Source organism: Tistrella mobilis (genome assembly GCF_039634785.1).
Lineage (GTDB): Bacteria > Pseudomonadota > Alphaproteobacteria > Tistrellales > Tistrellaceae > Tistrella > Tistrella mobilis.
On record NZ_JBBIAB010000010.1, the window covers coordinates 153287 to 173140 of the forward strand.

Genomic DNA, 19854 nt, shown 5'->3' on the forward strand with positions numbered 1-19854 from the left:
AACCGGGCGCAGCCGGCGGCACCAGGCCCCGGCTGCGCCCGAGCACGGCGAGGCCCTGCGCATGATCAATCTCTATGTCACCGAACCGGGTGTGCTCCGCCGCGCCCCCGCCGGCAGCCCGATCGACGAGACGGTGGTCTGGGTCGACATGGTCGACCCGTCGATGGAGGAACTCCAGCGCGTCGACCACGCCCTCGGCGTCGACATCCCCACCAAGGAGGAGATGCGCGAGATCGAGGCGTCGAGCCGGCTCTACGAGGAAGACGGCGCGCTCTATATGACCGCCACCGTGCTGAGTTCGGTCGAAACCGGCAGCCCGGTCGCCAGCGCCATCACCTTCGTGCTGACCCACGGCCGGCTGATCACCGTCCGCCACACCGACCCGCTGCCCTTCCGCGCCTTCACAACCCATGTCGACCGGCATCCCAATGCCGTGACCGGTGCCGAAGGCGTGCTTTTCGGCCTGCTGGAGGCGATCGTCGACCGGCTGGCCGACGTGCTGGAGCTGGTCGGCGCCGAGATCGACCAGGTCTCGCAGACGGTGTTCGAAGCCGGCCAGCGCACCCGTGGCATCACGCCCGGCAATGGCGGCAAGGCCGGCAAGACGGGCAAGAGCAACCAGCGACCGCCGGCCCCCGATTACGAGGCGCTGATCGCCGCGATCGGCCGGATGGGCGACCTCACCTCCAAGATCCGCGAAAGCCTGGTCTCCATCGGCCGTCTGGCGGGTTTTGCCGGCCGCAATCTGCGCGGCCGGGCCAGCAAGACCGGGCTGGCCGCGATGAAGACCATCACCCGTGACGTGGTCTCGCTGTCCGATCACGCAAGCTACCTCGCCAACAAGCTTTCCTTCATGCTGGATGCGACGCTCGGCCTGATCCAGATCGAGCAGAACGGCATCATCAAGATCTTCTCGGTCGTGGCCGTGGTCTTCCTGCCGCCGACGCTGATCGCCAGCATCTACGGCATGAATTTCGAGGTGATGCCCGAACTCTCCTGGCATCTGGGCTATCCGCTCGCCCTGCTGATGATGGTCGGCTCCGCCGTGCTGCCCTACTGGCTGTTCAAGCGCCGCGGCTGGCTCTGACCCCCGCGGGCCGCCCTGCGACCGATGACCGCGTTGCGCCCTCTCGGAAATCAGACGATGATATGTCGTTGAACCAGCGGGACGCATGATGGCCAAAGGCCGGCATGACATGACGGGCGGCAGCAGAGGCCGTGCGGCGACGCGCGGCCTGTCGGCCGTTCGCGGCCATCGCCTGCCTGCCGCCCTGGCCATGCTGGTGGTGCTGTTCGCCCAGATCCTGGGCGGCGCGGCGCTCAACGTCTCCGCCGCAAAGGCTGCGGAAACCGGCCAGCTGGTCATCTGCACGCCGACCGGTCTGGTACAGATCGCCGTCGATGATGACGGCCGCCCGGTCGATGGCGACGGCCATCTCCGCATCAATCACGGCCTGCCCTGCGGCGGGCTGTGTCTTGCGCCCGCGCTGGTCGCGACCGCCCCCGCCCTGCCCGAACCGGCGGCGGAGGTCCTGGCCCGGCTGCAGCCGGTCGCCCGCGGCCTGCCTCTGCCGCGGGACCGCCTCGCCCCCCGTCCGCCGGCCCGCGCCCCACCCCTGGTCTGACACCGCCTCCGTTCCGTCCGAACCGGTATCAGATCCAGGACATCCGACATGATCCTCCGCCAGACCGCGGCCGGCACCCGCCGGCTGCTGCCCGCGACGGCCCGTGCTGCCGTCGCCGCCCTCGCCCTCACCGGCACCGCCATGCCCCTGCCCGCCTGCGCCGACGAAGCCACCGGTGTCGGCAGCACCGAACTGCCCGCGCTCAGCGTCACCGCCCGCCGCGGCAGTCCGCAGGCGCTTGAAGACGTGCCGGCCGCGATCGAGATCATCGACCGGGCCCGGCTCGACGCCGTGCCGGCGACCACCGTCGCCCGGGCCCTTGAACAGGCGACCGGCGTGATCATCGCCGATGGCGGCTCCACCACCCGTTTCTCCATCCGCGGCTTCGAAGACGGTCAGGCGCTGATCCTGGTCGACGGCCACCGCCGCCGCGGCCGTTTCGGCAATGTCGACCTCTCGGCCTTCGATCTGGGTTCCGTCGACCGGATCGAGATCATCCGCGGACCGATGTCGGCGCTCTACGGCGCCGATGCCGTCTCGGGCGTCGTCAACATCATCAGCCGGGATGCCGCCACCGAACCAGGCGCCAGCCTTCAGACCCTGGCCGGCGTGTCGGAAAACGGCGAAAGGCTGACCAGGATCGGCCGGGCAGCGGTAGAGACCGGCCGGATCGGCCAGACCCGCAACCGGCTCGACCTCTCGATCCGCTCCCGCGATCCGTGGAGCGAGGCGGGTTCCGCCTTTGACGACCTGAAGGGCGAGTCCTCGCGCCATGCCGCCTGGCGCACGGCCTGGGATGTCGCCCCCGGCCACGAGATCACCCTCGATCTCGGCTATGAAGAGCTGCGGGCGAAAGGGCTCGGCTCCAATGGCGGCCGGGTGCCGATGCCGGTCGACTCGCGTGAGCACGAGACCAGCCGCACCGGGGCGCTCACCTGGGCGGGCGAGGTCGGCCCCGGCCGGATCACGCTCTCGGGCAGCGCCTATCACACCGAAGGCGACGTGCTGCGCACCGGCTCGCTCGACACCGCCCGCATCGACGGCCGCGAACTGACCGGCTTCTATACCGTGCCGCTCGGCGCCGATCACGTCGCGACCGTCGGCTTCGAATATCTGGAAGAGGATATCGACCTGTCGGTTCTGGCCAAAGGTTCCGCCGACCGGCGCAGCCGGGCAGCCGTCGCCCAGGATGAATGGACGCTCGCCGAAGACTGGACCCTGCTCGCCGGCATCCGCTATGACGACTTCAGCGATGTCGGCACCACCACCAATCCGCGCGCGACCCTTTCCTGGACGCCCGGCCCCTGGACCTTCCGCATCGGTGCCGGCACGGCCTTCAAGGCACCGACCTATCTGCAGCTCTATTCGATCATCCATCGCGGGCGATCGGTCATCTACGGCAATGCCGACCTGGAACCCGAGACCTCGTGGACGGCCGAAGCCGCCGCGGCCTATCGCTTCGCCACGGGTGCCGAACTGGGCGTCACCGTCCACAATTCCGAGGTCGAGGACCTGATCACCACCCGGCTGACGGCGCCCGGGCGCTATGACTACACCAATATCGGCACCGCCCGGATCCGCGGCGTCGAGATCACCGGTCGCGCGCCGATCGGCGACGATCTGATGCTGACGGGCTCGCTGGAATGGATCGATGCCCGCGACACCACCGCCGACGAGCGGCTGGGCCGCCGGCCGCGCCAGCAGGGCAAGATCGGCCTCGACTGGGCGGCCGATGACGACACCCTGGTCCATCTGGCCGGCACCGGCATGCTGTCCTATTACGCACCGGTCGGTTTCGGCGCCAGCAACCTCGGCAATGTCTCTACCGATTACGGCCGGATCGACGTCAAGGTCAGCCACCAGCTGACGCCGCTGGTCGAGATCACCGGCGGCGTCGACGGGCTGATCGGGACCCGCGTGCCCGACAACCTCCAGCCCTTCGAGCCGGCGGAGCGCTTCTTCTATCTCGGCGTCAATCTGCGCTATTGAGCCCGGAAGGAGACGTCACCATGGCCGTCGTCATCCGACCGCGCCCGCCTGCACCCGCACGCGCCATCGAGCTTACCGCGCTTCCCGGCATCGCCGGCGTGCTGCGGCGGCCGCATGTGCTGAACGCGCTGCGCGTCCTCACCCTCTTCCTGCTCGTCTCGGCGATCTGGTTCGGCCTGACCGACCCCGCCGGCAGCGGTGCCTTCACCCTTGCGCTGATGTGGGGCATCTTCTGGCCCTTCTTCACCAGCCTGGTCACCCCGACACTGGGGAACGCCTTCTGCTCCGTCTGCCCGCATGGCTTCATGGGCAAGTATCTGAGCCGGATCGGCCTGAAGCGGCATGCGTCGCGCTGGCTGATCCGGGCCAATATCGGCCTGGTGCTGGTGATGGTGACCTATTGGGCGGTCTCGTTCGCCGCCCCCACCGCCTTCGCCCGCTCGGCCGACATCACCGCGGGCTTCTTCCTGGCCTATACCCTGCTTGCCGCCGCCAGTTTCCTCGTCTGGCGCGACATGGCCTATTGCCGCCATATCTGCCCGCTGGGCGGGGTGCTCACCGCCTATGCCCGGGCGGGATCGACCTGGATCACCACCGATGCCGCCAGCTGCACCACCTGCCGCAGCTTCGATTGCGCCCGCGCCTGCCCCCACCATCTGAGTCCGTTCCGCTTCGAGGAACGCAACGACATGGCCGACTGCACGCTGTGCATGGACTGCGCCACCGCCTGCCGTGCGGTGAAGGTGGAACTGCGCCGGCCGGGCCATCAGCTGGCGCGGCCGGTCGCCCGCGATGACGGGCGCACGGCGCGGATCCTGCTCTGGCTGACGGCGGTCGCGGCCGTGGGCGTGCAGTTCCAGCACGGGCTGAACCACACCCCGCTCGCCGACATGATGCCCTGGAACCTGGCCGGCGGGCTGCTGGCCGAGCGGATCGCGATGCCGGCCTGGTTCCAGTGGTCGGGTCTGGTCGCGCTGCTGCTCGCCATCGCCCTCACCCTGGGGGCGGCGCGGGCGGGCTGGGGCCTGGTCGCCCGTCTTGCCGGCCGCGATCGGGCAGAGGTTGCCGCGGTGCTGGGCCATGGTCTGGCGCCGCTCGCCTGTATCGCCATGCTCGCCCACGGCATCGTGTTCTTCCTGGCGGTCTATGCGCCCAGGCTTTGGAACAGCGCCGTTGCCGCCTATGGCCTGCCGGCCGCGGAGATCGGGCCGCTGGTCGCGCGCGGCACGCCCTGGCTCGGCATCTTCGACCTGCTGCCCTGGGTCGCGATTCTCTGGTCCCTGCGGGTGATGCATCGCCGCACGGGGCTGGTCCTGCCTGCCGGCACGGCTGGTGAGCGCCGTCTGGTCGCCACTGCCGCCGCGGCCGCACCCGTGCTGCTCTATGCGCTGGTGCTGGTGGTCAAGCTCTGGGCCGCTGCCCAGGGGGCGCCGGCCGTCCACATCCACTAGACCTGTTCCACCAGGCTCATTCCACCGGGCCCATTCCACTTAAGGCCTCTCATCAGGCGCCCGGCGCCTGCCAGTCGCCGCGGGCCAGCTGCAGCGGCGGCGGTGCCGTGTCCCGCGCCAGGCGATAGCGCACCTCGCGCCCGCGCCCGTCGAAGGCCACCCCCAGCCAGCGCGGCTCGGCCGCGCGGTACCAGAGCGTCATCGTCAGGTCGCCGGTCACGTCATAGGCGCGGGCGGCGATGCTGCCGCCATCGGGTGCCGGACGCTCCACGCCGCCCCGATCGGTCACCGCCACATCCAGCAGGCGGCCGCGCTGCGTATCCAGCCAGCGCGGCCGCGCCGGCGTTTCGGGATGCCAATAGCTGGTCGGGATCACATCGGCCGGGGCCTCCACCCGGCCGTCGGCCCCCTCCACCATGAAACGGTCCCCTTCTGCCCGCCCGTCGACCGCATAGGCCGTGCCGTCATCGTCGGTGCGGGTCCGGATCGCGACCAGCCGACCGCCGGCCCAGCTTTCGGTGTTGCGATGGGTGTAGCGATAGACCGTGATCGGCCCGAACGAGACCGCAAGATCGATCTCCACCGACACGGTCAGCCGGCCATCGGCCTCGGGCGTGAAGCGCAGCACATGGCGGCCCATCGGGGCATCGCCCCGGAAGACGTCGAAGGCCAGCTCACCCGTCCCCGGGGCGGCAACCGCCAGGGCGCGGCCGGCAAAAGCCGGCGCCGCCAGCAGCAGCCCGCCCCCCAGCAGGCCAGCCACCACGGTCCGCCGATCGACCCCGCCACGCTTCTGCCTGCAGGCGTCAGAGCAATAGCGCACCGCCTCCCAGTCGCGGGCCCATTTGCGCCGCCAGGCGAAGGGCCGCCCGCATGCCGCACATAGCTTGACCGGCAGATCGGCCTTGCGTCGCATCTTCGGCATCGCATGTCTCCCGGGTGGTCAGGTCTCACAATTCGCAGTCCCCGCCCCATATACCGACGGCGGAAGCCAACGGATCACCCGTTCGGCATCTGTCGAGGGAGTAATCGTCCGTGACCTCAGCGCCGCCCCCTGCCTTCGAAGACCCGATCGGGCTTGCGATCATCGGTGCGGGCCTTGCCGGCATATCCGCCGGCCGGCTGGCCAGACGTCTGGGCGTCACGCCCCTGATCTTCGACAAGGGGCGCGGCATCGGCGGCCGGCTCGCCACCCGCCGCGCCACGCTCGACGACGGCACGGTTCTCCGCTTCGACCATGGCGCCCAGTTCATGACCGCCCGCAGCCCCGCCCTGGTCGCCGCCATGGCCGGGGCCGAGGCCGCCAATCTGGCCCGCCGCCTGCCTGCTCCGCCGCTGCATGGCCCCTCCCGGCATGGCCAGCCGGCGGAAGCCGAACGCGACCAGCCCCGCTGGGTGGGCCAGCCCCACTGGGTGGGCATAGGCGGCATGACGGCGATCGCGAAACATCTGGCCCAGGGTCTCGACATCCGCACCGGCACCCGCATCGGCGGGGCCGTCCGCACCGACCACGGCCTCTGGCGGCTGGAGGACGAAGACGGTCTGCCACTGGTCCAGGCGCGCCGGCTGATCGTCACCGCCCCGCCCGAACAGACGCTGGACCTGCTGATCGATGTGCTGCTGCCCGAAGGCTGGCGCCGCCGCATCGCCTCGACCATCGTCGCCCCCTGCTGGGCGCTGATGGTGGCGGTGGACGAGACGCTGCCCCTGCCCGGCCCGCGCTGGCGGCCCAGGGACGAGGCGATCGCCTGGATCGGCGATCAGCGTGACCTGCCGGGCCGGCCACCTGCGCCACAGAGCCTGGTCGTCCACGCCACCCCGCATTGGAGCCGGGTTCATCTGGAAGAGACGCCCGAAGCGGCCGCCGCGGCCCTGCTTCGCAACCTGGAACGCCTGATCGGCCGGACGATCACCCCGCGCCTGATCCAGGCCCATCGCTGGCGCTATGCTCTCGCAGAGGTGCCGCTTGGCTCACCTTGCCTGGCCGATCCCGGGACCGGGCTCGCCATCGCCGGCGACTGGTGCATCGGCGGGCGTGCCGAGGCCGCGGTGGACAGCGGTCGCGCCGCAGCCCTGGCACTGATCGGCTGAGCAAGACCGGTCAGGCACCAAGGGTTTGTCACCAACACTTCATTTCTGATCCGAGGGTTGCGCGGCTAAGAATAGGGTTCACCCCCTCTGGTTGCGGTCGCAGATCCCGGCGACCGCCCCCGCTTTGTGCCGGTGGCCCCCGCCCCATGTCCGTGCTCTACCAGTCCTCTTCCGACCTGCCCGACCTCGTCGCAGGCCTCTATGAGCGCCGGGCGCATGATCTGTATCTGGGCGAGCCGGTGACGGTCTACGAACATGCGGTGCAATCGGCAATGATCGCCGAGGCAGACGGCGCCGCACCGACGATGATCGCGGCCGCCCTGCTCCATGATGTGGGCCAGCTGATCCGCGGCGCCGCCGAGGAGGCCCATCGCCTGGCGGATGACGAAGAGCATGCCCGGGTCGGCGGCGACTTCCTCGCCAGCTATTTCCTGCCCGAGGTGGCGGAGGCGGTGCGCCTGCATGTCCAGGCCAAGCGCTATCTGGCGGCATCGGATGCCGGCTATGCCGCGACGCTGACCCCGGCCGCCCGGGTCGCCCTTTCGGCCGGCGGCGGTGCGATGTCCCAGGAAGAGGCGACGGTGTTCCGCATCCGCCGCCATGCCGATACCGCCCTCAGACTGCGGCGCTATTGCGACCGGGCGAAGCAGCGCAATCTCGTGCTGCCCCGCTTCCGCAGCTTCGCCCGCCATGTGCTGGCGGCCTCGCGGCGCGACTGAAGCCCCTTCCGTCAGTAGTCATAGCTCCAGGTCGCGCCCACGGAACTGCCACCCTCGGCACCGACTTCGGTGTCGACCTTGATGTTGGGCAGCACCTCCAGCTCTACCGTTACGGCACTGCTGCCGGCCCCCTGCTCGACGCCGACGAACAGATCGTCGCTCAGATATTTGCCGGCCCTGACCGAGGCGCCGGAGCCGGTATCGTCGGTGCCGACATCCAGCACGTCGAGCCCGAACAGGTCGCGGGCAAAGCCGGTGGGGTCGAAACCGCCGCCCCCGCCGCCGGTCAGCGTCGCCAGCCCCTGCCCGACCCTGATCGCGTCCACGGCCGAGAGTTTCGCCCCCGGCTTGCCGAAGAAGGCCCGGGCCAGGATCTCGTCCTGCGCCAGCGCCGGTTCGGAACTCAGCGTCAGCTGCGGTGCCGATGCCCGGCCGGTGACCTGCACGATGGCGGTGACATCGGCATTGGTCAGCGTCGCTTCGATATCGAGCCGCGGATCGATATCGGCCAGACCGTCGAAGGTGATGACACCCTTCGAGAAGGTCAGGGTCCGCCCGACCACATCGGCCTCGCCGCGCACTACGCTGAGTTCGCCGTTGATCACCGGCGCGCCGGTGGTGCCGCGCACCTTCAGATTGCCCTGCCATTCGGTGTCCAGCCCGCGGCCGCGCACGAAGATCCGCCCCGGCGCCCGGACATCGATGTTGAGCGCCAGCCCGCCCGATGCCTGCTGCTGCTGTTCGGGCGAGCCCGGATCCGCCACCACCCGGCCGTTCCTGACCTCGACCACGTCGATCGTGCGGATCGAGGGGCCGCCGCTGTCGATCAACCGGACCTCTGCCTGACGCACCGTCACGGTCCCGCCCAGCTGTCCATCGCCCAGCCCGCCGGTCATCGCCAGATTGCCGTCGAGCACCGCATCGACATCGTCGCGGCGCACCAGGCGGGCCTGGTCGATCTTCACCTTGATATCCATGCGCGGGTCGGCAAGGTCGTCCAGATTGACCGTGCCGTTCACGGCAACCGTGCCGCTGCCGCCGTCGCGCGCGTCCAGCTTCACCGCCAGGCAGCAGCGTCCCGAGACACCGATCTCGCCGGTAATGCCGGTCAGCAGCGTGCCCACATCCTGGTTCTCATAAGCCGCATCGGTCAGCCTGATGCCGCCTGCGACATCCGGATTGGCGACGGTGCCGTTCACGGTCATGTCGGCATCGATCCGCCCGGCGAAGCGCTGGCCGTCGATGCCGGCGGCCAGCGCCAGCCGGCCCAGATCGCCCTGCCATCGCAGCCGGCCCTCGACCGGCCCGGCGTCATCCAGCGCAATCTCCGTCGGCGCCCCGCGCCGGAAGGGCTGGAGCGGCGCCCTGGCGGTGACCGTCAGCGGCTGTTCGCCCAGACCTGCGATCGCGAGGTCCAGATCCGCGGTCCGGTCGCCGAGCGTCGCCTTCACATCGCCCGAGATGATCGGCGTTTCCATGCCTTCGACCTCGGCATCGACCGGCAGGTCGCGGATGGTGAGCGTCACAGCACCCTCCCGCCCGCGGGGGCCCATGGCCAGATCGATCGTGCCGTCCAGCCGGCCGCCATTGCCGATCGGCGCCTGGAACCGGCGCAGCGGGTCGAGCGGCACCGCCGTCAGCCGGCCTTCGGCGGTCAGCCGATCCGGCGCCATCACGGCATCAAGCACGATGCGGCCGGCCTTGCCGATCCGCAATTCGGGCAGGTCGACGCGGGTCGCATCGGCAAGACGCACCGTCGCCGGCGCACCCAGCCCCAGTTCTTCACCCAGGGCCTGGCCCTTCAGCCGGTCGAGCGTCAGCACCATCGCCCCCTGCCGGTCGGTCGCCAGATTGCCGCCGGCATCCAGCGTCAGCCGGCCCTTGAAATTGCCGGTCGCCGCCAGATCGAACCCCGTCGCCGCCCCCTGGGGCGTGGCCGTGGCTTTCAGCGTGGCCAGCTGCACGGGGCCGGCGGTTACCCGCTCGGCCGCGATGGTCGCCCGACCGCCCGGCCGGCCCTGGTCCAGAACCATGTCGGCATCCAGCGTCAGCCGGTCGGCCGCGACACTGCCGGCCACCGAAAGCGCCGCCGCCTCGCCATCGGCCTTCACCGTCTGGCGGCCGCGCCGGTCGGCACCAAGATCGACATCCAGCGACAGCCGCCCGCCCATGTCGAGCCCGGCCAGCCGGCCGATCGGCGCCAGATCCGGCGCGTCGATGTCGAGCCGGCCGCGCACCAGCGCATCGGCGAGCGTCACCGCCGCCTGGCCGCGCGCCGTGGTGCCGGCGAAATCGAGGGCAAGCGCGCTCACGTCCAGGCGTTTGCCGCCATCGGCCGAAGCGGCCTCGGCCGTCAGCCTGAGCGGGCCTTCCGCGGTCTCGCCCTCCAGGGCCACGCGACCGGTCGGGGCCGTGAGCAGATTGCGACCGTCGAGATCGAGCGTCAGGCGCTGGACATCGATCGAGCCCAGCCGGCCATCCGCCAGCCGGGCCGTCACCCGCGCCGCCGGATCGGAAAGATTGCCGGCGAGCGCGATATCTGCCTCCAGCCGGCCCGCGGCCGGCGCGCCGACCGCATCCGCCAGCCGCCCCAGATCGCGCACCGCAAGGGTGAGCTTCGTGCCGTCGAGCCCGCCCGCAGCCCCCAGCGCCGCCCGTCCGGCGAGGCGGGTGGTGCCGGTTGCAAGCGACAGGTTCTCGGCCGTGACCCCGCCCTCGCCCGTGACGGTCACCCGGGTGGCCAGATCGATCCGCCCGGCCAGCGCCGCATCGGCCTCTGGAATGCCGAGCTGCAGCGACCGGCCTTCGGCGGAGACATCCGCCACCAGACGGCTCGCCGGATTGCCGGTAACCGTGACATCGACCCCCAGCGTGCCGGCAAGCTGCGGCAGGCCGGCAAGGGTGGCGAGCCGGCTCAATTTTTCGGCCGACAGCCCCGCCTGGGCGTCGATGGTGCCATCATCCAGGGCGTAGCTGCCGGTGGCCGAAAGGTTGGCGGTGCCGATGTCGAGCAGTGCCGCATCGATCACCACCTTGTCCGCGGCACCGTCGAAGCTGCCCCGGGTCTTGAGCGACAGAACCCCGTCGGCCGCCTCTGGCGGCAGGCCCAGCGCCGCCGGGCGCGGCCCGTCGAGATCCAGATCCAGCGCCAGATCCAGATCGGCCGGCAGATCCTGCGCCGGGGCGCGGCCGGTCACCGCCGCGGTCAGCCGGGCGGCATTGGCGAAGGGCCCGCCATCGCCGATGCCCTGCAGCCGCGGCGCCGCCAGCGTCGCCGCCAGCCGGGCATCGACGGCGGGCCAGGTGCCGTCGACATCCAGCGTCAGGGTCGCCGCCGACATCGCCGCCGGCTGCGCCAGCGCCAGAAGCGGCGCCGTGCCCGAGACATTGCCGGTCAGCCGCGCCTGCACCGCACCGGTGCCGGTATCCATCCCGGCCGTGCCCGAAAGGGTGACGCCGCCGGTCGAGAGCGCCAGCCGGTCGACGGTCAGCGTCTGGCCATCCGGCTGCCGCGCCGACAGATCGAAGGAGAGCGGGGTTTCCGAGGCCAGCACCAGCGGCGGCACCGGTTGATCCGCAGATGCGTCCTGCGCGAGGGATGCGTCGCCCTCGACGGGTGCGTCACCCGCTGCGGGTGCGGCGACATCGGCCCCGGCCAGCGCCCGGCCCATGCCGGCCCAGTCGAGTTCGCCCTGAAGCTGCAGCGAGGGATCGGGACGCAATGCCAATGCGATGCCGGTCTCAAGATCGGCCAAGCCCTGCACATCCGCCGTCAGCCGACCGGTCCAGCCCTCCAGCGGGCCCGAGCCTTCAAGCCTGGCGGTGATCGGCGGCCGGCCGGGAAGATCCGCCATGGTCGCGACCAGCCCGCCTGCCGCCTCTTCGGCGACCAGATCGACATCCAGCGTGCCGGCCTTGAGATCGGTTTCCAGGGCAGCAGACACCCGTCCCGCCGGGCCGTCCAGGCGATGGATGTCGAGCCTGGCCCACGAGGTATCGCCACGCCCGACCCGCGCGGCGCCATCGACCCCCAGCATGGCCGGCGCATCCAGGCCGGTCAGCCGCGGATCGAGTTCGAGCAACGAAACGCTCAGCTGCCGGAGATCCAGCGTCAGCGGCGGCAGCATGCCCTCGTCGGGCAGGCGCACGGTCCGCGGATCGAAGGGCTCCGACGGTGGCGGCGGCGTGCCGTCATCGGGCGGCGGCGCAACCTTGATCCGCTCCGCCGCGATGGTCGCAATCTCGATGCGCCCGGCGAGCAGGGCCGAGGGCCGCCACGAGAAGGTGACGTCGTCGGCCACCAGCCAGGGATCGGCCGGATCGCCGATGCGGAGCCGCGGCAGATGCAGGCGTCCAAACAGGCTGCCCTCGATCGCCGGCAGATCAACCGGCCCCAGACCGGCCGCCTCGATCCCGTCACGGGCGAGCCCGGCGATGGTCCGGCGCCCCTGATCGCTGTCGGCCCAGATCGCCGCGCCGCCGATACCGCCGGCCACAACCACCACCAGGCCCACCACCCCATAGCCCAGGATCTTCCGGATCCGGCCACGGCGCCGTCCCGCCCTGCCTTTGGCAGGTCCGGGCTTGGGTGGCTCGGCTCCGCCGCTGGAGGACGGGGTCGAGGGATCGGGTGCCCGTTCGGGCGTATCACTGCTCACGTTTCGGTCTCACTCCGCCTCGGAAGGCCGCATCCGGGTCACCGGTCGGTCAGAATGCCTGTCCAAGGCTGATATAGATCTGATAGGGGTCGTCGGCATCCCGGCGGTCGAGCGGCAGGGCCACATCGAAGCGGAACGGACCGAGCGGCGTGTAATAGCGCAGACCCAGCCCGGCGCCGGTCCGCAGATTGGTGGACAGATCCGGCCAGGGCTCTTCCGAGATCTGGCCGGCTTCGATGAAGGGCACGACGGAAATGTCCTGGGTCACCGGCATGCGCAGTTCAACCCCGGCTTCGGCCACCGACCGGCCGCCCAGCGGGTCGCCATTACCGTCCAGCGGTCCCAGCATGCGATAGCCATAGCCGCGCACCGACCCGCCTCCACCGGCATAGAAGCGCTTGTCCGCCGGCAGGGTTGCCGTTGCGGCACCGGCGACGGAGCCGATCCGCCCGCGGCCGGCCAGCACCCAGCGCCCCAGCTCGTCCAGCGGCACATAGATCGAGCCGTTGAGTTCGGCCCTGAGGAAGCTGATCGCCGCCCCCTCGATCGCGCCGGTATAGGGGATCACCTCGCCCGAGATGCGATAGCCGCGCCGCGGGTCCAGCAGGCTGTCCGAGGCATCGCGCGACAGGGTCACCGGCACGCCCAGCAGATAGCTGGTCCGCTCGCCCTTCTCGTCGTCGAGGATCTTGTATTCCGGGGCGAGCGCCAGAGAGCCGCGCCAGCCGTCGCCCAGCGCCCGTTCCTGGCCGAAACGGGTCTCGATACCGGTCTGCTGGAAGGCGTCGGTGTCTTCGTTGATCAGCTTGACCGTGCCGAAATTGAACCGGTCCTCGCGCGGGTGCGGCCGCTTGTAGTTCACGTCCAGTTCCTGAAGCACCGGCGAAATGTCGAGTTCGGTGCGCAGCTTGTCGCCACGGCCGGTCAGGTTGCGATGCTCCCAGAAGGCACGCAGTTCCGGCCCGACGGTCGTCGAATAGCGCACGCCGGCACCGATGCTCCGCGGGGGGCCTTCGACCACCGTCAGTTTCACCGGCATGCTGCCGTCGGCCGGCGGGGTCTCGGGCGTCTCGATCACGGCCGAGGAGAACAGCCCCGTGGCCAGCAGGTCGGCGCGGAAGCTTTCGATCTTGCCGGCATCATAGGTGTCGCCGGGCTGCCAGGGGCGCTTGCCCTCCACCACCGTCGCCAGCACGTCTTCCAGCCCTTCGACGCTGGTATCGCCGAAGCGGGTGAAGGGGCCGCTGTCGATGTCGACCGTCACCGCCATGCTGCGGGTGTCATGGTCCACGACCGCGCGGCGGCCGGTCTGGCGGGCGAAGGGATAGCCGTTGGCGCCCAGCGTCGTCAGCAGGCGGCGCTCGCCGGCCACGACTTCCGCAGCCTCGGCGGCCGCCCCCATCGGCAGGCCCAGCGCCTTGGGCGTCAGCTTTTCGGCATCGACCAGCGGCGGCTGACCGGCCGCCCAGTCGACCGTCCAGCCGGCCAGCTTGTAGCGTGGCCCCGGGCGCACCGTGATCTGTGCGGCCGGCGGCTCGGCATCGCGATCGATGCGCAGGCGCACCTCGCCATCGAAATAGCCGCGCGAGCGCAGGGCCTTCTGGAACAGCTCCACATCGCCCTGCCCGCGGCGGCGCAACGCCGCCAGGCTCGGCGGCGGTCGATCCTCCAGCCGGCGCAGCTCCGACAGGCTGTCGAACAGCTCGTCCAACGGCGCATCGGCAAGCTCGTCCACCTGTGGCTGGCTGCCGGTAACGCTGCCGGCGGCGCCCTCCTTCTCCTCCCGGGCACGTTTCTCGGCCCGGGCCTCGGCCAGACGCTGCTGTTCCGCCGCCTCTTCCGGATCCAGCCCCTCGACGGTGATCTGCGTCGTATAGGTCACCCCGCCCACGGTCGCGAAAAGCGGCTCGCCGCTTTCGGCCACCGGTTCCTCATCCACCAGACCAAGGCTCCGGCCGACATCATTGACGGTCCCGCATCCACCGAGCAGGGCTGCGGCAAACAGCGCCGGGACCAGCAGAAGACGGGAAGTGTGGGACGGGCCGATCTTGCGACATGGCACCTGTGAGAGGCCTCCGGATCAAGCTGCATCATGCGCGACGGGCGCCGCTTCACCTTAACGACCCCCGCCCCCGGACGGCAAGCCGGGCTCCCCCTTCGTGCCGTGACGAATTTTGGAACCGGCCCGATCAGGGGCGGGCCCGGCGCGCAAGTGGCATTGACGCGAGCACATATCGCGCGCAACGATCATCTCATGCGCTCACCGCAGAAATGAGCCGTTCACCTGTCCGGAGGATCATCCACGATGCTTGGCATCAAGCTCAGCGAGATCGAAACGTTCCTCGCGGTCGCCGAGGCGGGGTCGATCAACGGCGCCGCCCGTCGCATGCATCTGACACAGCCGGCCGTCACCCGGCAGATCCAGCGGCTGGAAGCGGAGCTGGGGTTGATTCTGCTCGACCGGCGCAGCAAACCGCCGACGCTGACCGCCGCCGGTCGCGATGCGATGGAGCATTGCCGCCGTGTGCTGAGTGCGGTGGAAGATCTGAAGGCGATGGGCATGGCCGAGGGGGCCACCGCCGGACGGCTCCGCCTCGGCTTTGCCCATGGCGTGGTCGATCTGGCCGTCACCCGGCCGATCGACGAGCTGCGCGCCGCCTTCCCGCTGGTCGCCCTGCAGATCGGCAGCGGCTGGACCGGGGAGTTGATCGATCAGGTCCGCGACGGCCGCCTGGATGCCGCCGTCGTGCTGATCGACCCCAACGAACACCCCCCGCAGGATATCGAAGGGGTGCGGGTCGGCTCCGAACCAGTCTGGATCGTGGGCTCCGCACGTGACGAAACCTCCTCTGGTCCGATCGCGCCCGAAGAGCTGGCCCGGGCAAGCTGGGTGCTCAACCCCGAAGGCTGCGGCTATCACATGGTGGTGCAGCGTCTGCTCGACCGTATGGGCGCGCGGCTGGAAGTTGCGGCCGAGGTTCTGGGGCCCGACATCCAGCTCTCGCTGATCGCCCGTGGCGTCGGGTTCGGGCTGGTGCCGGCCCGCCGGGTGATGCAGAGCGCCCAGGCCGGCGAGCTGCGGCGGATCGAGGTGCGGGGACTGGACCTGTCCCTTGCGGTCTGGGTGCTGCGGTCCTCTCTCGCCGGCCGGCTGACGCCGGCCATCGATCATCTGGCAGGTTCGCTCGCCACCCTCTGGGCACCCGCCTCCACCCCGGCCGCGGCGGTCGCGGCCGTCTGAACCCGCTTGGGCGCCGCCGGCGCCGCCTCGTCTTCCTCCACCGTATGGGCGATTGCCGCGGCAAGGGCGCGGGAGATGCAGGCATAGCCCAAGGCGTTCAGATGGAAGCGGTCGGTGAACAGCAGATCCGGGGTCGGATGCGCGCGGTCCTCTTCCCAGGCGGTCATCAGCGCATAGCGGCTGTAGATGGGGGTATGGGTCTCATCCGCCACCTGATGCATCAGGGTGACGAAGGCCGCATAGGTTCCGGGATCCTTGGCCCCGGGATAGAGCTGCAGATCCATCAGCAGCGCATCGGCGCCACTCTCGCGGATCATCTCCAGCCCCTCGCGCAGCTGATCGGTGAAGCGGGCGCGGTCGACCGCGCGCAGCGCATCATTGGTACCGGCCTGCCAGATCACCAGATCGGGATCGTTTTCGGCCAGCAGCTCGTCCAGCCGCGCCAGCTGGTCGGCCGCGATCTCGCCGCCGACACCGGCATTGATCACCCGGACGCGGCTCTCAGGGTAGCGGCGGGCCAGATCGCGCTCCAGCCGGAAGGGATAGCTCGCCTCGGGCCGCGGCGCGCCATAGCCCTGGGTGGACGAGGACCCGATGGCCAGCACCACCAGCGGCCGCCCCTCTTCCAGCTTCTCGTCCGTCACCGGCAGATCGCCCGCCAGATCCGGGCCGTCTTCCGGCACGCGGCAGACGCCGTCGATGCTGGTATCCAGGGCAAGGCCGAAGCTGCCGGCATCCTGTTCCGGTGCCGGCTTCGGCGTCGCCGCTGCCTCGGCAGCCAGTGCCTCAGGCGGCACCGCCGCCAGCCCCGGCAGGAGCATGGCGGCGGTAACGGTCAGCGGGCGAAGGACGTGGTGCAGCAGGCGGGTCATGATCAGGCGCGGACGGGACCGAAGGCCTTGGCCGGCGGGACGGCTGCCGACGGCGCCGCAGGCGCGGTGCGGGCAGGAGCCACGGTCGTACGAGCGGGCGTGGCGGTGCGGGCAGACGTCTGGGCAGTGCTGCGCTTCAACCATTCGAGGCCCCCGGCAAGCAGGACGAGAATGACGAGACCGGCAGACACGAGTACCACATCGAGAACCACGCCACCACCCAGCGGAACCCGGACCAGCTGCGCCGCCACCGCCAGCAGAGAGCCGGTGGCGAAGACCGCCAGACCCTGGCGCCCCATCACCGCGAAGGGGTTGTTGGCGCCCAGATCCCGCAGCCAGCGGCCGGCCGGCGAATAGGCAACGACATAGACCAGGGCCAGCAGATGCAGGATGCGCGGCAGGGTGACGAAGGTCTTGTCCTGACCATAAAGGAAGAAGGGGATCGGCAGCATGTCGCGCGCGGGATAGAAGGCCGCCAGCTTCATCGCCAGCGCCAGCACCAGATAGGCCGCCGCCAGCCACCAGGCCCAGGCCCGGTAGGGCACCACCTGCGCCCGGCCCAGAATGCCGGCACCGACCACGAAACCGATCGCGAAGACGAACTGCCAGGCCAGCGGGTTGAAGAACCAGCCGCCGCCATTCGGCCATTGCGGGGCGTTCATGCCGGTCATGTTGGCGACCACCCAGACCGTGGCCGAGGCCACGAGCATGGCGCCGACGCTGGCCCGTGCGATCAGCATCATCACCGGCAGGGCCAGCATGAAGCAGATATACATCGGCAGGATGTTGAAGTAGCCGGGCTGGTGGCCCAGCGTCACCACCCCCATCAGGCCGGCGGCGGGGTCATTGAAGATCGGGCCCAGATTGATCCAGGAATACAGCTCCGGATCGGCGGTGGCGCCGGCCATCCAGGCCACCAGCGCCGCCACCACGGCGATGCAGAAGACATGGACCAGATAGAGGTCGAAACCGCGCTTCGCCGCCTTGGCGCTGGCCAGCCAGGGCCGATCGGCGGTGAACTTGCGGAAATAGGCGAGCGCCGCCGCCAACCCTGCCAGGAAGACGAAGATTTCGGTCGCATCCGCGAATCCGAAGTTCCGGATCGTGATGTTTTCCAAAGGATTGCCCGGCACGTGATCGATGAAGATCATGGCCAGGGCAAGGCCCCGTACCGTATCGATCTCGTTCAGCCGGCCGCGGCGTATCGCGTCCATCGGTTTTGTCCTTGGTGAAAGTGGCCCGCTGCTTTACCAGCAACACCATTGCAACGCACCAGGCTTCAACCGGTACAGGGGCATAATGTGGATCCCCCGCGTCAAAAGCGGGGCAGGCCCGTGGCGGCCGTGACCATCCTTCCCCGCCCCCTGGGTCACCACCACAGGTCGAGCTGCTGCGATCCGGTAATGATCATTATGCCCATTATGCATTGGCGTCATGATCAGATCCGACATTATGATCTACCTGTGTTCCCGGTATGGTTGACTTTACCCGCCACACCGCCCTTCCCGGGGCGTTGTGGCGGGATTTTTCTTCCAGCCGAAACGCAACCCTTACGATGGTTTATAAGCATATTTACGCGTGAGGTGCCCATGAGCCAGGATCCGACTGCCGCCCCGTCCGCCATCGGCCAGCCGCCCCAGTCACCTCAGATACGCGACACACGTCCCGGGCTCGACCGGACAGCCCGCCTCGTGCTCATTGCAGCCGCCGTGGTGGTGACCATTTCGATGGGCGTGCGCCAGGCATTCGGCGTCTTCCTTACCCCCGTCGTCGCCGAACTCGGCATCGGTCGCGAGGTCTTCGGCTTTGCGATCGCCGTGCAGAACCTGCTCTTCGGGCTGATGCAGCCCTTCATCGGCATGATCGCCGACCGGTTCGGCCCCTCGCGCGTGGTGCTGGCGGGCACCGCCGCCTATGTGGCGGGGCTGGTGCTCGCCGCCTCGACCGGTTCCCCCACCGGGCTGATGGTCACGCTGGGCGTTGCTGTGGGCTTCGGCCTGGCCGGCACCAGTTTCGTGGTGGTTCTGGGTGCGGTCGGCCGGGCCGTGCCGGAAGCGCGACGGCCGCAATGCTTCGCCCTGGTCACGGCCGGCGGCTCTTTCGGCATGTTCGCGGTGGTCCCCGGCGCCTATGCCATGCTCGATGCCTTCGGCTGGCGGGATGCAATCCTGCTGCTCGCCATTGCCGCCAGCGCCATGGCCGCCTTCGGCTTCGCGCTCGACGGGGCGCGCCGGCGCAGGCCGCAGGGCGCCGCCGGGGCCGCGCCGGCCCCTGCCGCCCCGTCCGGTGCCGACACGCTGGGCAAGGCGCTTCACGAAGCCGCCCATAGCGGCAGCTTCTGGCTGCTGGCGCTCGGCTTCGGGGTCTGCGGCTTTCAGATCACCTTTATCGGCGTGCATCTGCCGGCCTGGGTCGGCGATGTCGGCATCCCCGGCTGGGTGGCGGCCTGGGCGCTGGGGCTGATCGGCGCCTGCAACATCGTCGGCGCCTATGTGCTGGGCAGCCTGGGCGCCCACTTCCGTGGCCGCAACATGCTGGTCGCCATCTATACCCTGCGCATGATCTTCGTGACGGCGGTGGTCGTTCTGCCGCCCTCGGCACCGCTGATCCTGGCCTTTGCAGTTCTGTTCGGCTTCACCTGGCTCGGCACCATCCCGCTCACCAGCGGCATGGTGGCACGGATCTTCGGACCGCGTTACCTTTCAACCCTTTACGGTGTTGTCTTCCTGTCGCATCAGGTCGGCGCCTTCCTCGGCGCCTGGGGCGGCGGCTATGCCTACGACCTGCTCGGTTCCTACGACGCGGTCTGGGCGGCCATGGCCGTCGTCTCGGCGATTGCGGCCCTGATGCACCTGCCGATTTCCGACCGGCCGGTGGTCCGGCAGCCGAAAGCCGCGTGAGCGGGACGTCGATCCGGGCTATACTTTCCGGATATCCCGTTACGGAGGCGAACGTGATGAGCGAAATGCTGCCCGTCGACCGGATGCATATGAGGCACGAAGCGGCGGAGGACGGAGCAACCGACGGCGACCGGCCTTTGCCGGCCTGGACCATTCATGCCGCCGCGATCGGCATCGGCCTCGTGCTCGGGGCCGCCCTCTACGGCTGGGGCCGCTATTCCGGCGTCATCTCCATGGACTGGGTGGGCCTGCTCTGCGGCTGAGCCGCAAGGCCAGGCCCGGCCCCCATCCCTTGGGTCACATCCCTT

The 19854-nt window shown here is 70.0% G+C and carries 14 protein-coding genes and 1 pseudogene; 9 read left to right on the top strand and 6 right to left on the bottom strand.

Features of this window, described 5'->3' with window-relative positions:
- The first annotated feature begins 61 nt into the window (after nt 1-61).
- The 4 genes from WI697_RS16120 (at nt 62) to WI697_RS16135 (ending at nt 5065) form a co-directional block, all read left to right on the top strand.
- Nucleotides 62-1087 (top strand): magnesium transporter CorA family protein, encoded by a 1026-nt coding sequence (locus WI697_RS16120; protein WP_345959145.1) that lies wholly within the window; start codon nt 62-64, stop codon nt 1085-1087.
- A gap of 109 nt (nt 1088-1196) precedes the next feature.
- Nucleotides 1197-1625 (top strand): DUF2946 family protein, encoded by a 429-nt coding sequence (locus WI697_RS16125; RefSeq protein ID WP_345959146.1) that lies wholly within the window; start codon nt 1197-1199, stop codon nt 1623-1625.
- Nucleotides 1626-1673: 48 nt separating this feature from the next.
- On the top strand, nt 1674-3614 hold the full coding sequence (locus tag WI697_RS16130; RefSeq protein WP_345959147.1) for a TonB-dependent receptor plug domain-containing protein: 1941 nt from the start codon (nt 1674-1676) through the stop codon (nt 3612-3614).
- 20 nt (nt 3615-3634) lie between these two features.
- Nucleotides 3635-5065 carry a 4Fe-4S binding protein gene (locus tag WI697_RS16135; RefSeq protein ID WP_345959148.1) on the top strand — a complete coding sequence of 477 codons (1431 nt, stop codon included), beginning with the start codon at nt 3635-3637 and terminating at the stop codon, nt 5063-5065.
- A 52-nt stretch (nt 5066-5117) separates the two neighbouring features.
- Here the strand turns inward: WI697_RS16135 and WI697_RS16140 are convergent, their stop codons facing one another.
- Complete coding sequence (locus WI697_RS16140) at nt 5118-5831, bottom strand: DUF6134 family protein (protein ID WP_345959190.1); 714 nt, start codon at nt 5829-5831, stop codon at nt 5118-5120.
- 18 nt (nt 5832-5849) lie between these two features.
- Nucleotides 5850-5990, bottom strand: a pseudogene (locus tag WI697_RS16145) (DUF2256 domain-containing protein); the annotation flags it as partial.
- A 110-nt stretch (nt 5991-6100) separates the two neighbouring features.
- On the opposite strand from WI697_RS16145, the gene WI697_RS16150 reads away from it, so the two are divergent.
- Nucleotides 6101-7156 carry an NAD(P)/FAD-dependent oxidoreductase gene (locus tag WI697_RS16150; protein ID WP_345959149.1) on the top strand — a complete coding sequence of 352 codons (1056 nt, stop codon included), beginning with the start codon at nt 6101-6103 and terminating at the stop codon, nt 7154-7156.
- A gap of 146 nt (nt 7157-7302) precedes the next feature.
- Nucleotides 7303-7875 (top strand): HD domain-containing protein, encoded by a 573-nt coding sequence (locus WI697_RS16155; protein ID WP_345959150.1) that lies wholly within the window; start codon nt 7303-7305, stop codon nt 7873-7875.
- Between the two features lie 11 nt (nt 7876-7886).
- On the opposite strand, the gene WI697_RS16160 is transcribed toward WI697_RS16155, so the two are convergent.
- A complete protein-coding gene (locus WI697_RS16160) occupies nt 7887-12533 on the bottom strand; it encodes a translocation/assembly module TamB domain-containing protein (protein ID WP_345959151.1) in 4647 nt (1548 codons plus the stop codon).
- A 49-nt stretch (nt 12534-12582) separates the two neighbouring features.
- Nucleotides 12583-14472: an autotransporter assembly complex protein TamA gene (locus WI697_RS16165; protein ID WP_345959152.1), complete on the bottom strand. Its 1890-nt coding sequence runs from the start codon at nt 14470-14472 to the stop codon at nt 12583-12585.
- Nucleotides 14473-14838: 366 nt separating this feature from the next.
- Here WI697_RS16165 and WI697_RS16170 point away from each other — a divergent pair, with 366 nt between their 5' ends.
- Nucleotides 14839-15774, top strand: coding sequence for a LysR family transcriptional regulator (locus WI697_RS16170; protein ID WP_062763838.1), 936 nt, complete (start codon nt 14839-14841; stop codon nt 15772-15774).
- Here WI697_RS16170 and WI697_RS16175 read toward each other — a convergent pair.
- The gene (locus tag WI697_RS16175; protein ID WP_345959153.1) at nt 15702-16646 is read right to left on the bottom strand and encodes an SGNH/GDSL hydrolase family protein; all 945 of its coding nucleotides are present in this window, start codon (nt 16644-16646) and stop codon (nt 15702-15704) included. The two genes, WI697_RS16170 and WI697_RS16175, sit on opposite strands and share 73 nt — an antisense overlap.
- A gap of 2 nt (nt 16647-16648) precedes the next feature.
- Nucleotides 16649-17860, bottom strand: coding sequence for an OpgC family protein (locus tag WI697_RS16180; protein ID WP_345959155.1), 1212 nt, complete (start codon nt 17858-17860; stop codon nt 16649-16651).
- A 477-nt stretch (nt 17861-18337) separates the two neighbouring features.
- On the opposite strand from WI697_RS16180, the gene WI697_RS16185 reads away from it, so the two are divergent.
- Together WI697_RS16185 and WI697_RS16190 are read left to right on the top strand one after the other, a co-directional pair.
- Nucleotides 18338-19546, top strand: coding sequence for an MFS transporter (locus WI697_RS16185; protein ID WP_345959156.1), 1209 nt, complete (start codon nt 18338-18340; stop codon nt 19544-19546).
- A gap of 56 nt (nt 19547-19602) precedes the next feature.
- Nucleotides 19603-19809: a hypothetical protein gene (locus WI697_RS16190; RefSeq protein WP_345959157.1), complete on the top strand. Its 207-nt coding sequence runs from the start codon at nt 19603-19605 to the stop codon at nt 19807-19809.
- The last annotated feature ends 45 nt before the right edge of the window (nt 19810-19854 follow it).

Excerpts from the sequence above, each read along its gene's own strand:
- WI697_RS16135 (WP_345959148.1), top strand. The coding sequence starts at position 3,635 with ATGGCCGTCGTCATCCGACCGCGCCCGCCTGCACCCGCACGCGCCATC.
- WI697_RS16180 (WP_345959155.1), bottom strand. The coding sequence starts at position 17,860 with ATGGACGCGATACGCCGCGGCCGGCTGAACGAGATCGATACGGTACGG.
- WI697_RS16120 (WP_345959145.1), top strand. The coding sequence starts at position 62 with ATGATCAATCTCTATGTCACCGAACCGGGTGTGCTCCGCCGCGCCCCC.
- WI697_RS16190 (WP_345959157.1), top strand. The coding sequence starts at position 19,603 with ATGAGCGAAATGCTGCCCGTCGACCGGATGCATATGAGGCACGAAGCG.
- WI697_RS16175 (WP_345959153.1), bottom strand. The coding sequence starts at position 16,646 with ATGACCCGCCTGCTGCACCACGTCCTTCGCCCGCTGACCGTTACCGCC.
- WI697_RS16125 (WP_345959146.1), top strand. The coding sequence starts at position 1,197 with ATGACGGGCGGCAGCAGAGGCCGTGCGGCGACGCGCGGCCTGTCGGCC.
- WI697_RS16170 (WP_062763838.1), top strand. The coding sequence starts at position 14,839 with ATGCTTGGCATCAAGCTCAGCGAGATCGAAACGTTCCTCGCGGTCGCC.
- WI697_RS16155 (WP_345959150.1), top strand. The coding sequence starts at position 7,303 with ATGTCCGTGCTCTACCAGTCCTCTTCCGACCTGCCCGACCTCGTCGCA.
- WI697_RS16130 (WP_345959147.1), top strand. The coding sequence starts at position 1,674 with ATGATCCTCCGCCAGACCGCGGCCGGCACCCGCCGGCTGCTGCCCGCG.